Below are 15,626 nucleotides of genomic sequence, written 5' to 3'. Positions count from 1 at the left end.
AATTGTATGGATGTTTTAATCTATTTATTGCTTGGGGCATTGTTAATCCCTGCGAACATATTCATAGTAAAATGGCAAAAGAGTGAGCAGTTCCCCCTCTGGTGTTCTGGGATTCTTTTAGCAGTTCTGGGCGTTGGTTTTGGCTTTGCCGTTGGTGCAATACTGGTTGGTCTCGGTAATGCCGGACAAGGAGGAGCCATAATGTCAGCTGTTGTCGGCCTTGTTATCGTAGCTAATGGATTAATATATGTTTTTATAGGTCTTTTAATGGTCATCGGAAAACTTTTTACTAAAAAGAATACTCCAGTATAAGAAAACCCCAAGTCACGGATGTAACACGAGATGTGGAAGTAAATTTTGAATAAGTGTTAAATAATGTAAATTATTTAAAGCATCAAAAGGTTCGTTAGTTAAGAATTCCTGCAAATTTTCTCGAAACCGATTCTTACAAGAACGGGTGCAGTTCTGAAACAGATGATTGCCCCCCCTTTTAATTTTCAGAAAATTATCCATAAAGGTGATACTCTTAACGTTTCTGCTTTTACAAGTCTTATACTTATCGGTAAAAGTTAAGAACGATAAAAATATCAACTATTATATACCTGCCTTTATTGTAAGTATAGCTACAGCTTGGTCTATTTTAAAAACCTTTACTATGAGTGGATTTGGTGTTATTACCTCATATTTTTTTCTACTATAGGGTTATTCATTTTATTTGTTTTTACCAAACATCCTCCGTTTTCAAAAGGAAAAATGTAAGGTCCTCTTGAAATTGAGTCTTCAACTAACGAGAGATTTAGTTCATTAAGCCAATTGTAAAAAAAGGAACTTCCACAAATTTGGGAGTTCCTTTTTTTCTAGTAATATTACACTAAACTTTAACAAAGTCATTTTTAATATGCCTTTTAAAAAGGGGGGATTTCCTGTAGGGTGGAAAAATTGTGAAATTTAGATGGTTAGATATCTTTAAAGTTTATGTCCAAAAATTCTCGCGCTTTATGTCACAGTGTGATACAGTCGTAGTGTGACATACTTAAAAATGGAAAAAGGGGATTAATTAATGAAAAAGCCAGAAAAAACTTACATACCTATGACTGAAACGGCTTTCTACATTTTGCTTGCATTAACTGAACCCCGCCATGGCTATGGCATTATTAAACACGTTGAAAATCTGACACAAGGGAGAATAAGTTTAGGTTCGGGGACTGTGTATGGAACATTGACGAAGATGCAACGCGATGGTTTGATCGTCAAGTATGCAGATGGTGAGCGGAAGAAAGTATATGAAGTTACAGAAGACGGTAAAAAGATCATGAGAATGGAGATAGAAAGACTTAATGAACTCTACAATAATGCAGTCAGATATAAGGGGGAGTTTTTATGACCACATCGATTTTTCGACCCTTTTGGAGTTACGATCCGATTAAAACGGAACAATGGCTGGAAAAGAAAGCAAGCGAAGGGCTTTTTTTGACTGGACTCAATCGGTGGACAAGAAAGTTCTATTTTAAAAGAGAGGACCCTAAAACCTGTGTCTATAGACTTCAATATGAGAAGGTTGACCACTTCCCACAGGCTTTAGTTGAGGCAGGCTGGAAATCGGTTGCGAAAGAAGGTCGTTGGAGAATGATCTGCCATGAGGGTGCTGCGAACAAGGAGCCTATAAGGGATAACATGGCCTCAAGGAACAAAGTTCATTACTATACTTACATGGCGGTTTTCATTTATATGCTTATCGCAGCCGGAATGGCTGGAATGCTGACTCTCACAGTACTTTTAGGTGGTGGATCAGCGACGTTCGTTCCCAGTCCTTATTGGGCAATAACTATTACTGTAGGACTGACGCTTTGGACCGTAATTCCTTATTCAACACTCACGTTACATAAAGGGTTGAAAAAACTGAAAGTAGATCCATCATCTTCTACAGATCGGAACTCAAGCCTTATCAAGTTTACGAAATGGCGTTTAGACTGGGTGTTTGCTCCTGACCGTTTAGAAAAATGGCTGGAGTGTATGGAACAAAAAGGATATCAGTTAGAAAAAGTCAGTAGATGGGGGCTTAGGTTTTCCTTCAGTGAAGGAGAACCTAGAATGGTAAGCTATGCGGCTGATTTTCAAAAAACGATTGAATCGGACTATTTTTATATGCATAGCGATCAAGGGTGGAGTCAATTGTTTCATTCTTCTTCTCTGTTTATGTCTTGGACATTATGGGCGAAAATGTACACTCATGATGAGGAAAGACCCCAACTGTACACTGACCCCCATCACAAGTTAAAGCATGCCAAGCGTGTTACTCTGTGGCAGGGGGGAAGATTTTTACCTTTGGTGATTCTCTATATATGGTTAATCACAATGAATATCAATGGGATTTTTCAGGGGGAAATTCTTGATTCGACCTTTTGGGTGGTAGTTGTGCAAACCATCATCGTCATCGAATTCGGTTATTTTTTTGTTCGTTCATTATTGTATTATAGCCGAGTTAGGAAGACGATACAGTGATGGAAAGAATGCTTACACACTTCCTTAATAAGGCTCGTGTGACTTGAATATTGAATGGTTAGGTTTTATTCAACCTTCATTTATCTTGAAATCAATTTTTAAATTATTGGGTGCTTTAGTTCAATAAGCCAATTGTAAAAAAGGAACTTCCACAAGATTGGAAGTTCCTTTTTTCTAGGAATATCAACTCTAAAATTTAACAGAGTCTTTTAATTAACCGAAGATCCGCTTCATGATAGCCAGTCCAAGGGATGAACCGGGATAACGGAAGCTTTGATCGAATTTAGTGGTTTGTTTTGTAATGCTCTTCTGATGGGTGAACGTGTCAAAGCTGGCCTGGCCGTGGTAATGACCCATGCCGCTTTCACCAACGCCCCCGAAGGGGAGGTGAGGGTTGATAATATGGTAAAGGGTGTCATTGATACAGCCTCCACCGAATGAAATGCGGTTGAGTACCTGCTGCTGTTCGATTTCATTTTCTCCGAAGTAATAAAGGGCCAGTGGTTTTGGACGTTCGTTGATCTGTTCAACCACCTCATCCAGTTCATCATAGGTGAGGACCGGCAGAATCGGTCCGAAAATCTCATCCTGCATCACAGGATCAGCCCAAGTCACCTGATCGAGGATGGTGGGAGCGATTTTCTCCTGGCGTTCATCGACAGATCCCCCGACAACGGTCGTACCGGACGTTAGATAATTGGAAAGTCTCTCAAAGTGGGAGGCATTCACGATTTTCGTATAGTCCGGGTTTTTGAGAGGATGTTCTCCGTAGAACTCCTGGATGTACTTCTTCATCGATCGGATCAGGTCAGCCTTCACTTCATGATGGACGTACAAATAGTCCGGAGCAATGCAGGTCTGCCCGGCATTGGTGAATTTCCCCCAGACAATCCGTTTGGCAGCAAGGTCTACAGACGCATCTTTATGGACGATGGTTGGACTCTTCCCGCCAAGTTCGAGGGTGACTGGAATCAACCGTTGGCTCGCTTTTTCCATGATGATTTTCCCAACCGGAACACTGCCTGTGAAGAAGATGTAGTCCAGAGGCTGGTCGAGCAGCTCCTGCGTCACGTCCTTATCCCCTTCCACAACAGCGATATAGGAGGAAGGGAAGTACTGCTCCACCATCTTTTTCAATACCCAGGAAACGGTCGGTGTCAGTTCGGAGGGTTTAAGGATGACCGTATTTCCGGCCGCAACGGCACCGATCACCGGGGCGAGGGCCAGCTGAATCGGATAATTCCACGGGGCAATGACAAGGACGGTTCCGAATGGCTCTTTTTTGATGTAGTTTTTTGAACCGGTATGTGTGAGAGGCGCTTTAACCTTTGTCGGCTGCATCCAGTTTTTCAACTGTTTAAGATGATGGTCGATTTCACTCTTCAGAAAAGCAATCTCTGAGGCATAGGCTTCATATTCGGATTTGTTCAAATCAAATTTTAATGCATTCAAAATCGGTTTTTCAAAGGTAGTGAGCATCTGTTTCATCTTCTGCAGCTGCTCCCTGCGAAAGGTGTAGCTTCTCGTGTGACCTTCCTGGAACCATGATTTTTGTGCTTGTACAATGGTATGCATCCTGGGGCCTCCTCAATGATTTCTGGAAATATAATGCTGGTAAAAATCTTTGGAAATGGTCGTATTCGGGAAAATTTCCCTGGCTTCATCCAGCAGCTGCTGGACGGCTGTCCCCTGGTACCTGGATGAGATGTGGTTGAGAATCAGCTCACGCACGCCGGCTTCTTTAGCGAGGGAGGCGGCCTGTTTCACGGTGGAGTGGAAATAATTAAAGGCCATTTCCTCCTGATCACCGGCAAACGTTGCTTCATGAACGAGGACATCAAAGCCTTTCAAGGGGCCGGCGAGCTCCGGGAGACAGCGGGTATCACCAAGAATGGCCACTTTCCTTCCTTTTTTAGGGGGACCGGTGACATCGTTCCGTCGAATGATTCGTCCATCCTCCAGCTCTGTTTCCGGCCGGCTTTTAATCTGCTGATAAAGAGGGCCTGGCTGGATACCAAGCTCCTGCAGCTTTGATGGGAGGAGTTCACCGAGCTGGTCCTTTTCCTTTAGGAGATATCCAAAGCTCTCAAGCCCATGCTCCAGACGGACAGCTTCAACAATAAATTGTTTATCCTCAAACAACAGCCCCTCTTCAACCTCTTCGACATACAGAGGGTAGCGCAGGTGTGTTCCGCTTAATCTCAAGCTGATATCAATGTATTCTTTTAATCCGCGAGGGCCGTAAACGGTTACAGGACTCTCGCCGCCCTGGAAGGACCGGCTGCTTAATAAACCGGGCAGCCCGTATATATGGTCGCCGTGCAGGTGGGTAATGAAAATAGCTTCGATTCTGCGGGGCCTTATCGTTGTATTCAGGATCTGCTGCTGGGTGCCTTCCCCGCAGTCAAAGACCCATGTCGTTCCCCGTTCTTCGAGCATTCGTAAAACGAGCGAAGAAACATTCCGCTCTTTTGATGGGACTCCGGATCCTGTCCCTAGAAAAAATAGTTCCATAGCAACACACTCCTACTTTCTCCATGATACCATCCGCGGAAGGAGAACTCACTTCATATGGTACAAAAAACTGCCGGACTTGGATCCGGCAGTTGAGGTGCATCCTTTACCAGGCTCTTGTATACGGCCTTGGTCCTTCTAATGAATAACCAAGATCATCAGCAGCCTGTTTCGGCCAGTAAGGGTTCCTTAAAAAGGCGCGGGCGATGAAGATCAAGTCGGCCCGTTCGTTCTGCAGAATTTCCTCTGCCTGTATCCCGCTGGTAATTAAACCGACGGCTCCTGCCGCGATATCCGCCCCGTGCTTGATCTGTTCAGCAAATGTCACCTGATAACCCGGGTGAGGCTCGATGGATGCAGGGACGACGCCCCCGGAGCTGACATCGATGAGATCCACTCCCTGCGTCTTCATCTCGGAGGAGAAATAAAGAAAGTCATCCATGGTATTCCCATCCTCATGATATTCTTCACCGGATATCCGTACAAACAATGGACCGGACCACACTTCCTTGACGGCTTCAATGACTTTACGAAGAAAGAGGTACCGGCTCTCGCGGCTGCCTCCGTATTGGTCCGTCCGGAAGTTGGTGAGCGGGGACAAGAACTGGTTGATCAAGTAGCCATGGGCGGCGTGGAGTTCGATGATATCGAATCCGGCTTTTTCTGCACGTCCGGCACTTTTGCGGAAAGCTTCGATGGCTGATTCAATTTTTTCCTTGGACATTTCCACAGGTTCTTTCATCGAAGAGTTGAATGCTTTTGCGCTGGGAGCGAAAATCTCTCCCTTGAGATTCGCTTTACGTCCGGCATGCGCAAGCTGTATGGCGGAGGCAGCTCCATGACGGTGAATGCCATCATTGATTTTCTTCAATCCTTTGATTTGGTCATCCTCCCAGATGCCGAGGTCCTCGTGGGAAATCCTTCCTTCCGGTAGAACGGAGGTGGCTTCAATCATTACAAGACCCGCCTGACCGGCAGCGCGGCTTTCGTAGTGGGCGAGGTGGAAGGGCTGGACTCTTCCGTCCTGTTCGTGTGAGGAATACATACACATGGGAGACATAACGATCCGGTTTTTTAACGTGACGTTTTTTATCGTGCAGGGTTGGAATAATCGATGTTTCATTCAGACTCCTCCTTGGTGTCCCGGAAATTCTGTTTCAGTTCACGCAGCGAATACCGGCTTCCCCGCCACTCAATGCCGCCTCTGAACCATGTCAGGATGAGGGCCCGTGCCAGCATGTAGAGAAACAGAACAGCGGACAGCGGAAGGACAGAAGCAAGCCACAGTGGATACGTTGTAAACGCCCGGGTCGATAAGATATATAAATAAAATAACAAAAGGACATTGATGAAGCTAATCATCTGCACGGAGGAATCGGGATGAAACAAAAGGAAAAAAGGAAGGACCTGGGATAGAAAGACACCAAATAAAGCAGAAATGGAAAGCAGAAATGAGTAGTTCAGTCCGGCAAAGGCGTTTTTCTCAAACCCTTTCAGGGCGGAAGGGAGATCTGGATACCATTCAACAGAGAGGTGCTGGGTAGCGGAAACGAACATTTGAGAGCAGCGTGCGGCTTTCATCCGCTGACCAAGAGCCAGATCATCGTCCGCCCGCATTTTCATTTTTTCATGACCGCCGATATGTTCATACGCCTCAGCTTTCATGAACTGGAAGGCACCAATACCCATCCCTTTAGTTGACCCCGGATCATTTGCGGTCCACGGCCGTTTCAAGTAACTGAACCCGAATAAGAAAAAAGAGATTAAACCTTTTAAAAGGAACGAACCGGCCTTGAGATCAGGAGCGGCTGTTACATAGTCGAGCTGGTGTTTTTCTATCAGCTTCACGGCATATCGGAGGGTATCCTCGTGAAAATGGATATCCGCATCTGTAAATAATAGATAGTCTCCTCCGGCCTTGGAGGCTCCCAGGTGAAGGGCGTGATTTTTACCGAGCCAGCCTTCCGGGAGATCCGTCACGTGGACAGGGATAATCTGCGGGTGACGGGCAGCTGCCTCATCAATCCATGTGCCCGTCTTGTCGGTAGAACGGTCATTGACAACGATGATTTCATCAGGAGGGAGGGTTTGTTGAACAAGGGAGTCCAATGTTTGGATGATTGCTTTTTCCTCGTCTTTAGCAGCGATGATAATGGAAATGTCCGCGACCGGATCTGAATGTGAAAGGCCGGCTGAAGACAGGGAGGGGATGTTCCGTATCCCTGTCGTAAAATCAACAAGTAGAACGACCCATACAACTGCTGCCAGCACGTAGATCCAGAACAGCATTATCGGCCACTCCGTTTATGGTGCAGCTCCCTGTATTCAAGAGCAAGGTGGGGCACATCGGTGAAAATGCCGTTGACTCCAAGCTTGTAGCATTTTTTCATCATGGCCGGTCGATTGACGGTATAGATCCGCAGGGCCAGTTTTTCCTTCGCCGCCTGTTTAACGAGGCGTTTGTCCAACAGTCGGTGTTTCACATGAAGGGCGTCAGCCTGCAGGGATTTCGCATAGTGAGGAAGCCGCCTCATTTTTGTAGAGGTGAGAAAGGCTGTCTCCACGGAAGGATTGATTTCTTTCATCCGTTCGATAGAATCCGAATTGAAGCTTGATATGACGGTCCGTTCCAGGACGTGATACCGCTTTAAGGAATCGTAGACGATGCGTTCAATATTCTTGTATTCAATGACATTCGTTTTTAATTCCACATTCAGGAACATCGGCTGGTCACGAAACCAGCGAAGGAACTCGTCTAGTGATACAATGGATGTATCAGAAAATTCCGGCGAAAACCAGCTTCCAGCATCAAGAAGCCGGAGTTCCGCATATGTATAATCTTGTACGAACCCGGTTCCGTTCGTCGTACGTCTCAGGTTTTCATCATGAATGAGCACGGGAACCTGGTCTTTCGTCAGCTGGACGTCCGTTTCAATTCCCTCTGCGCCAGCCTGACGAGCCAGCTCAAAAGCGGGCATGGTGTTTTCCGGAGCCAGTTTACTTGCTCCTCTGTGGGCATAAACGAGTGTTTTTACCAAGGGGGTCACCTCTTCCAAGTGGGCTTTATGAGTCTGATTGTGTTTGATATTCTGTGAAAAGTCAACAAGGAGTGTGGAGTGATGAAGGTATGGCAGACGAAAGAACAATTGACGGATCTGCTCTGCTCGCTGGTGGAGTATCCGAGTATTACGAACAGCGATGAAGAGATCGCCATCATTGAATACTTATATTATATTTTGGAGGACAGGGATTATTATAAAAAGCATCCCGATCATCTTAAACGGCATCCTCTTGATGATGGACGACAGCTTCTCACTGCGCTTGTAAAAAATGGAGAAGCGGAGGAAACCATCGTCCTGCTTGCCCATGTGGATGTCGTTGGTGTCGAAGATTACGGATCGTATCAGAATCTGGCGTTCTATCCACGGGAGTTAACGCAGGAACTACATAAAAACAGCAGCGACCTGCCAAAAGAAGCGTTGAAGGACTTGGAATCCGGAAACTGGCTCTTCGGGCGGGGGACGATGGATATGAAAGCTGGTCTAACTGTTCATTTGTCTCTTTTGGAAAAGGCGATGAATGGTGAATTTGAAGGAAATCTACTGCTCATTGCGGTTCCTGATGAGGAAGTGAACTCTGAGGGGATGCTGGCAGCACTTCCGGCCTTGAGGGAAATCAAAGAAAAAGAAAATCTCGTGTATAAGACCGCTTTGAACGGTGAGCCGATGTTCAGTAAGTATCCGGGTGATCCGGCCTACTATTTATATACCGGTTCCATAGGGAAAGCGCTGCCCGGTTTCCTGTGTTACGGGAAGGAAACCCATGCAGGGGAGCCCTTCGGCGGTCTGAATGCCAATTTAATGGTCAGCTATCTGGCTCAGGAAATGGAGCTGAATGAAGCCTTTATCGAAAAGGTCGGGGAAGAGCGGACACCGCCGCCGATCAGTTTGATGCAGCGGGACTTGAAATTTGAATATTCCGTACAGACCCCGCAGGCAGCTGTGGCCATGTACAACGTCCTGTATATGAAGCAGACGATCAAGGAATTGAATGAGAAGCTGCTACTGGCCGCCCAACGTGCAAAAGCCAAGATCATCAACCATTATCATCATCAGGCATCGTATTATTTGGAAGGCACCCAGACGTCAGCCTTTCATCCGGATATCACGATTCTTACGTATGACCAGCTTTACAAAGAAGCGGTCGAAAGGTATGGGGAGATGGAAGTGGAACGTCGGCAGAACCGGCTTGTGAAACTGCGTGATCAGGGAGATCGTGATTTCTCAACGACTCTCGTGCAGAGTCTCGCTTCCCTGTGTAAGGATATCAGTCCGATGATTGTTCTTTTTTACAGTCCACCGTTTTACCCGGCGGTTTCCTCGCACCACGATCCAATGATCCAGCATGGAGCGCAGACAGCTATGGATTATGCCCGTACACATTATGGAGAAGAACTTGAAGTAGTGGAGTACTTTACAGGGTTGTCAGATTTGAGCTTCATCGGCCCGACGTCCGCCCGCTCGTCCCTGACGGATTTGACGAAACAGATGCCGATTCACGGAAATGGGTTTGAATGGCCGGCGGAAGACATGGAATCGATCACAATGCCGATTATTAACGTAGGCCCTCTGGGTAGGGATCCTCACCAGTGGACGGAGCGGCTTGAGTTGACCTACAGTTTTGAAAAGCTTCCAAAAATCGTAACCGAAACGATTCACGAACTATTTAAAGCGTGAAGCACATAAGAAAAGCCTGGAATGAAAATCATTCCAGGCTTTTTGATTATCCATTGTATTCAAATCCGGCACCAGGGCCGATGGGAAGACCTGTCATCATCCAGATGAGGAGCATAATCATCCAGATGATGAAGAAGGCAATGGAATAAGGGAGCATAGCGGAAATCAGTGTACCAATGCCCACTTTTTTATCATATTTTTGTGCAAAAGCAATCACAATCGCAAAGTACGGCATCAACGGTGAGATGACGTTGGTCGTAGAATCGGCAATCCGGTAGGCAAGGGTTGTCAGTTCCGGTGAATATCCGAGCTGCATCATAAGTGGCACGAAGACCGGCGCCATAATGGCCCATTTAGCGGAAGAGCTTCCGATAAATAAGTTGATGAATCCGGCCACAAAAATGAAGGCGATGATCAGGCCGATGCCTGTAAAGCCAAGGTTATCGAGGAATTCCGCGCCACTGACGGCAATCACTTTACCAAGGTTGGTATGGTTGAAGTAGGCAACGAACTGTCCTGCCGTAAAGGCAAGGACGATGTACATGCCCATGGAAGCCATCGTATCGGACATCTGCCCGGCGACATCCTTATCGTTTTTAATTTCCTTCGTCACTTTTCCATAAATAAATCCTGGGACAAAGAACAGAATCAATATAACAGGAACGAGACTGTGGAAAAATGGAGACGCAAGAAAATCATCCGGATCACGCAGCGGTCCCCACTCCGGTACAACAAGCAGAGCCATGAGAGCGATGGTCACGATGAAACCGATCAGTGCACCTGTCATTCCTTTTTTCTCAATGGCTGTTAAGTAGTTGACTTCTTCCTTCACGCCGCCCTTATAGGTGCCAAGACGCGGCTCAACGATTTTATCTGTCACAATGGTACCGACAATCGTTAATACAAACACAGAGGCAATCATGAAGTAATAGTTCATCGTATACAAAATCGCATCCGCATACTCCGGATCGATGGTAGCAGCTGCCTGGATCGTTAAATCACCAAGCAGTGGATCCAGAGCGGTCAGCAGCAGGTTGGCACTGAATCCGGCGGATACACCGGCAAAAGCAGCTGCAAGTCCAGCAAGCGGATGTCGGCCGAGGCCGGCAAACAGTACGGCACCGAGGGGCGTCAAGACGACATACCCGGCGTCTGCGGCCATACTGGACATAATTCCTCCGAAAACGAGGGAAGCAGTCATTAATGAGCGTGGCACGGAAGTAACGAGACCCCGGAGCATCGCACTGATCAATCCGGATCTCTCAGCAATCCCGATACCCAGCATCGTGACCAACACGGTTCCAAGTGGTGCGAATCCTACAAAGTTTTCAACCATGCTTTCAAACATATATTTAATACCTTCACTGGAAAGCAGATTCACCACCTGCAGGGTTTCACCTGAAGCGGGATCTTCCACTTCAACACCTGCTGTGGAAGCAATCCATGAAGCAATGATGACCAGCAGTGCAAAAACAGCAAACAATGTAACAGGGTGGGGAAGTTTGTTCCCGACACGTTCCACGCCGTCAAGCAGGCGCATTGTCAGCCCTTTTTTCTCCTGTTTTTCCATGATTCTCCTCCTTACAGCTTTTCAAAAAGTTCTTTCTTTTACATAGACGCGTTAAAGTATAAAGAATTGTAAGACTTTTTTGAAGGGTGTTTGAAAAAGTGCTACTAGAAAGAGTATTACGAATTATAGGATATTTAAACATCCGTATGCGGGAAATCCGAAAAGAAACATGGTACAATATAAGAAATGAATGTTCATTCAGTTTGGAGGAAGGGTATGAAAACATTGAAAGATACAATTACTCAAATCACAATGCCTACGCCCTATGCGGTGGGAGATGTCCATACGTACCTGTTGAAAGGGGACCGCCTTACCCTTGTGGATGCCGGTGTCCGTACAGAAGATGCTTGGAACGCGCTTGTCGATCAGTTGAAAATGACAGGGTACAGGCCTGAGGATATTGAGCAGGTGATCCTTACACATCATCATCCTGACCATATGGGTTGGGTGGATCGTTTTTCACGTGTCCAGACGATCGCAGGTCATCCTAAATTGAAGCCGTGGCTGGAGAGGGATGACAGCTTCTTTGAACGGTACGAATCATTTTTTAAGTGGATGTATAAGGAATCGGGTGTCCCGGAGCGCTTTGATTCTCTATTGAAAGGGCTGAAAAAACCGCTGAAATGGACGGCAGAAGGGAAAATGACGCACCTCCTGGAAGAAGGCTGTATCCTCCCCGGCCATGACGAATGGGAGGTGCTTGAAACCCCTGGGCATGCCCAGAACCACCTGTCCTTTTTCCGGAAAGACGACGGTGCCTTGATCGGGGGAGATCATCTTCTTGCCCATATTTCCTCCAACCCTTTACTGGAGCCTGCCTACAGTCCGGGAGAAGGACGGCCGAAGCCTCTTCTTCAGTACCGGGCTTCCATGAAGAAACTGCTTCCTTTGAACATGAACACGGTTTATCCGGGCCATGGGAAGGTGTTCGGTGATGTGAATGCTCTTATACAAACCCGTCTGACAAAGCAGGAGCAGCGGGCGGAAAAAGTTTTCCGCATGTTTAAGGACGGACCGCAGCGTGCCTATGACGTATGTGAGCGTCTGTTTCCCAAGCATGTAGAATCCCAGCTTGGGCTGACGATGTCGGAGACCGTAGGACAGCTGGATTATTTGGAGTCGATAAATCGGCTGAAAACCTCTATCATAGAAGGGGAGAAATTTTACGAAATGAACGGGTGATCATATGAATGAACGTTTAAAGGGAAAAAAGATCCTGATTACCGGGGCCTCCAGCGGAATCGGACAGTTTCTTGCCATCCATGCAGCATCAGAAGGTGCTGTTCCGATTTTGACGGCCAGGTCAGAGGATAAACTGGAACTGATGAGTGAAACCATCGAAAGCACTTTCGGCACATCCTGTCCGTGGTATAAAGCCGATCTGTCCAATGATGCAGAATGGAAAGACACCATTGACAAAATCTGCTATGAACAGGGGTCTGTCGATGCATTGATTAACAATGCAGGGGTGGCGGTGTTCGATTATGTAGCCGATTCAAACTGGCAGGATATTGACCGGATGGTGTCAGTCAATGTGACGTCATTGTTCCGCGCAACTCATCAACTGCTGCCCCACCTGCTTCAGAACGGGGAAGGGCATATTGTGAATATCGCCTCCCAGGCTGGGAAGATGGCGACGCCGAAATCCGCTGTTTACGCCGCTACGAAACATGCCGTGCTTGGGTTTACCAACGCATTAAGGATGGAAGTAGAGCCGCTCGGCCTTCATGTAACGAGCGTCAACCTCGGTCCTGTCCGGACAAACTTTTTTAAGCAGGCGGACCCGAGTGGGAATTATGAAAAAGCCGTGGATAAGATGATGCTGGATCCGAATAAGGTGGCAAGAGTCGTCATCAGCCGCTTATTCACGAAACAGCGGGAGATCAACCTGCCTTCCTGGATGAATTCAGGAAGTAAAGTATACGCGGTAGCTCCCTCAGCGGTCGAAAAAATCATGCATAAACAGTTTAAGAAAAAATAAGGATATCCAACCTCCGGGCCTGCTGGCCGGGGGTTTTTTTATATTTCAAGACAGGATTACAGGAATTGGAACTTGCAAACACGAACATATATTCGCATAATAGTAGTAAAAACGAAAGGAGAAGGGACATGAGCAATCCGAATATTGATTACACCCGCTATCCGGATCGTGGCATCCTCTGTGTGGATATGAAAAGTTTTTACGCCAGCTGTGCAGCGATTGACCGCGGGCTTGATCCTTTAACTTGTTCCCTGGCGGTCGTTGCGGATATGAACCGGAGAGGGAGCGTTGTTTTGGCTGCGACACCGGCCATGAAACAGAAATACGGCATCCGTACGGGGAGCCGTCTGTTTGAAATACCATCGTCACCGGATATTGTGATTGTGTCCGCTCAAATGAGGAAATATTTGGAGGTGTCTACGCAAGTCACGCACCTCTTTCATAAATTCGTTCCTAAAGAGAACATCCATACGTACAGTGTCGATGAAAGCTTTTTGGAAGTTGGAGGGAACAAAGGGAAATTCGGCCGTCCGGATGAGACGGCACAGATGATTATTGATGAATTGAAGGAAACCTTCCATTTGGATGCCGCCATCGGAATCGGACCGAATATGCTGTTATCCAAACTGTGTCTTGATCTGGAAGCGAAAAAGAAGGGCATAGCGCGGTGGACGTTTGAGAACTTTCAGGAGAAATTGTGGCCCGTCGCCCCTTTGTCTGAGATGTGGGGGATCGGCCCGCGGATGGAGCATAGGTTGAACCGGATGGGCATCTGGTCAGTCGGCCAGCTGGCAAAATTTCCGCTGGAACGACTGGAGAAGGCGTTTGGTGTGATGGGGAATCAACTTTATTACCATGCGAATGGGGTGGACTTATCCGATCCGGGAGCTCCGATTATCCATGGCCAGGTGAGTTATGGAAAAAGTCAGATTCTCCTCAGGGATTATCCGGATCCTGAGGAAGTGAAGTACGTTATCCTGGAGATGTGTGAGGAGGTGGCCCGTCGTGCGCGCCGCAAGGGCCATGCGGGCCGGACGATTTCGCTCGGTATCGGCTACAGTAAAAGGGAAGATGGCAGCGGCTTTCACCGGTCTGTATCCATCAATCAGCCGACAAGCATTACGATGGATATTTATCATGCCTGCCTCACTTTGTTTCACCGCTTTTACAACGGGGGAGTCGTCCGCCGCCTATCCATTTCGCTTGGCAGTATTACGGAGGATGCCAGTGTTCAGCTGGACTTGTTTGATCAAGGAAAGGATAAAAAACGTGACCTCGGATATGTCATGGATGAGATTCGTGAACGGTTCGGCCAGGATATGCTGCTCCGGGCGGTTTCCTGGACGGACGCCGGCACAGCTCGACACCGCAGCCGTCTAGTTGGCGGACATTATGCCGAATAAAATCAAAACGATTGTTCTTTGTTAAAGGATTTTTTACAATAGAAGGACAGGAGGGATGAAAGATGAAACTACGCATCACAGATGAAGCTAAACAACAGCTCGAGCAGATACAGGAGGCCGGCCGGCCGCTTCTCCGCCTTTTTTATGATACTGAAGGGTGCGGCTGTGGAGTGAACGGACTCCCGACCCTTCGTCTGGAGCATGAAGAGCGGACGACGGATGAGAAAGTGGAAAATGAAGATTATCCGGTCATTATTGACAACCAGCAGGCCATTTTCTTCAAAAAGGAGATGAAGCTTGATTTTGTCCGTGGCACTTTCCGCCTTTCCAGCCCTGATGGTATCTTGAATCCGATCATCCCGATCAAAGACGTGAAAGAAGGAGCGACGATATGAGTAAAAAGAAACTGGAAGAAGGCTCGCTGGGCTCCCAGCTGAACGCCGATGTTTTATCCAAACTCAAGTCGAAGCAGAATGAATGGAAACAGCAGGCAGCAGAACGGGAAGAACAGGAAAAGCAGCGCCGGATGGAAGAAAGAAAGCGCAGAGAAGCCAATAAGAGTTTTGAAGAGCTTCTTAATGAGAGTGAACTCGATTGGAAAACTTTCAAAAAATAAGCACTCCACTAAGGGGTGCTTATTTTTTCAGTCTGTAGAAAAAGTTTGTCTTATCCAGTTAGAGTCGTCCGTATGTCATGTTGAGAGGGCACGAGCCGAAGATCCACTTGGTCAAGAAAACCATTGGACCAAGTGGATCTTCGGCTCGTGCTGTTCCCGCAGGCGTCACCACCGAACGCTCCTCGTGCCGGTGCCTGTGGAGCTTTACGCTATGATGATAGAGAAAGGTTGGCATAGCTCCTTCGCCGTTTCAAAAAACAGTACAAGATGCGTCACTGCCGCTTGCGCGGGGAAAATCCTATCC

Annotated in this window: 15 protein-coding genes; 9 read left to right on the top strand and 6 right to left on the bottom strand. The window is 47.1% G+C overall.

The window, feature by feature from the left end; genetic code table 11:
- The first annotated feature begins 6 nt into the window (after positions 1-6).
- The 3 genes from ACXAD6_RS11075 (at position 7) to ACXAD6_RS11065 (ending at position 2,502) form a co-directional block, all read left to right on the top strand.
- Positions 7-312 (top strand): inner-membrane translocator, encoded by a 306-nt coding sequence (locus ACXAD6_RS11075; protein ID WP_474968926.1) that lies wholly within the window; start codon positions 7-9, stop codon positions 310-312.
- A gap of 748 nt (positions 313-1,060) precedes the next feature.
- Complete coding sequence (locus ACXAD6_RS11070; RefSeq protein ID WP_474968925.1) at positions 1,061-1,384, top strand: PadR family transcriptional regulator; 324 nt, start codon at positions 1,061-1,063, stop codon at positions 1,382-1,384.
- On the top strand, positions 1,381-2,502 hold the full coding sequence (locus ACXAD6_RS11065; RefSeq protein WP_474968924.1) for a DUF2812 domain-containing protein: 1,122 nt from the start codon (positions 1,381-1,383) through the stop codon (positions 2,500-2,502). The genes ACXAD6_RS11070 and ACXAD6_RS11065 overlap by 4 nt, the downstream gene beginning before the upstream one ends.
- A gap of 213 nt (positions 2,503-2,715) precedes the next feature.
- Here ACXAD6_RS11065 and ACXAD6_RS11060 read toward each other — a convergent pair whose 3' ends face one another.
- The 5 genes from ACXAD6_RS11060 to ACXAD6_RS11040 form a co-directional block, all read right to left on the bottom strand.
- Complete coding sequence (locus tag ACXAD6_RS11060; protein WP_474968923.1) at positions 2,716-4,077, bottom strand: aldehyde dehydrogenase; 1,362 nt, start codon at positions 4,075-4,077, stop codon at positions 2,716-2,718.
- Between the two features lie 12 nt (positions 4,078-4,089).
- Positions 4,090-5,016, bottom strand: coding sequence for a ribonuclease Z (rnz, locus tag ACXAD6_RS11055; protein WP_474968922.1), 927 nt, complete (start codon positions 5,014-5,016; stop codon positions 4,090-4,092).
- A gap of 106 nt (positions 5,017-5,122) precedes the next feature.
- Positions 5,123-6,139: an NADPH dehydrogenase NamA gene (gene namA / locus ACXAD6_RS11050; protein ID WP_474968921.1), complete on the bottom strand. Its 1,017-nt coding sequence runs from the start codon at positions 6,137-6,139 to the stop codon at positions 5,123-5,125.
- A complete protein-coding gene (locus tag ACXAD6_RS11045) occupies positions 6,136-7,305 on the bottom strand; it encodes a glycosyltransferase family 2 protein (protein WP_474968920.1) in 1,170 nt (389 codons plus the stop codon). Before ACXAD6_RS11045 ends, namA begins: the two co-directional genes overlap by 4 nt.
- A complete protein-coding gene (locus tag ACXAD6_RS11040) occupies positions 7,305-8,054 on the bottom strand; it encodes a glycerophosphodiester phosphodiesterase (RefSeq protein ID WP_474968919.1) in 750 nt (249 codons plus the stop codon). Before ACXAD6_RS11040 ends, ACXAD6_RS11045 begins: the two co-directional genes overlap by 1 nt.
- Positions 8,055-8,135: 81 nt before the next feature.
- Here ACXAD6_RS11040 and ACXAD6_RS11035 point away from each other — a divergent pair, with 81 nt between their 5' ends.
- The gene (locus ACXAD6_RS11035; RefSeq protein WP_474968918.1) at positions 8,136-9,752 is read left to right on the top strand and encodes a M20/M25/M40 family metallo-hydrolase; all 1,617 of its coding nucleotides are present in this window, start codon (positions 8,136-8,138) and stop codon (positions 9,750-9,752) included.
- A 46-nt stretch (positions 9,753-9,798) separates the two neighbouring features.
- On the opposite strand, the gene ACXAD6_RS11030 is transcribed toward ACXAD6_RS11035, so the two are convergent.
- Positions 9,799-11,322 (bottom strand): AbgT family transporter, encoded by a 1,524-nt coding sequence (locus tag ACXAD6_RS11030; protein ID WP_474968917.1) that lies wholly within the window; start codon positions 11,320-11,322, stop codon positions 9,799-9,801.
- Positions 11,323-11,538: 216 nt separating this feature from the next.
- Between ACXAD6_RS11030 and ACXAD6_RS11025 the strand changes: the two genes are divergently transcribed.
- The 5 genes from ACXAD6_RS11025 (at position 11,539) to ACXAD6_RS11005 (ending at position 15,322) form a co-directional block, all read left to right on the top strand.
- A complete protein-coding gene (locus ACXAD6_RS11025) occupies positions 11,539-12,504 on the top strand; it encodes an MBL fold metallo-hydrolase (protein WP_474968916.1) in 966 nt (321 codons plus the stop codon).
- Positions 12,505-12,508: 4 nt separating this feature from the next.
- The gene (locus ACXAD6_RS11020; protein ID WP_474968915.1) at positions 12,509-13,303 is read left to right on the top strand and encodes an SDR family NAD(P)-dependent oxidoreductase; all 795 of its coding nucleotides are present in this window, start codon (positions 12,509-12,511) and stop codon (positions 13,301-13,303) included.
- Positions 13,304-13,431: 128 nt separating this feature from the next.
- A complete protein-coding gene (locus ACXAD6_RS11015) occupies positions 13,432-14,706 on the top strand; it encodes a Y-family DNA polymerase (protein WP_474968914.1) in 1,275 nt (424 codons plus the stop codon).
- A gap of 62 nt (positions 14,707-14,768) precedes the next feature.
- On the top strand, positions 14,769-15,101 hold the full coding sequence (locus ACXAD6_RS11010; protein WP_027955490.1) for an iron-sulfur cluster biosynthesis family protein: 333 nt from the start codon (positions 14,769-14,771) through the stop codon (positions 15,099-15,101).
- Positions 15,098-15,322, top strand: coding sequence for a YqkE family protein (locus ACXAD6_RS11005; RefSeq protein ID WP_474968913.1), 225 nt, complete (start codon positions 15,098-15,100; stop codon positions 15,320-15,322). Before ACXAD6_RS11010 ends, ACXAD6_RS11005 begins: the two co-directional genes overlap by 4 nt.
- Positions 15,323-15,626: the final 304 nt, after the last annotated feature.

It is taken from the genome of Halobacillus sp. ABH2_015 (assembly GCF_056158945.1).
This window is presented reverse-complemented; position numbering and strand designations above follow the sequence as displayed.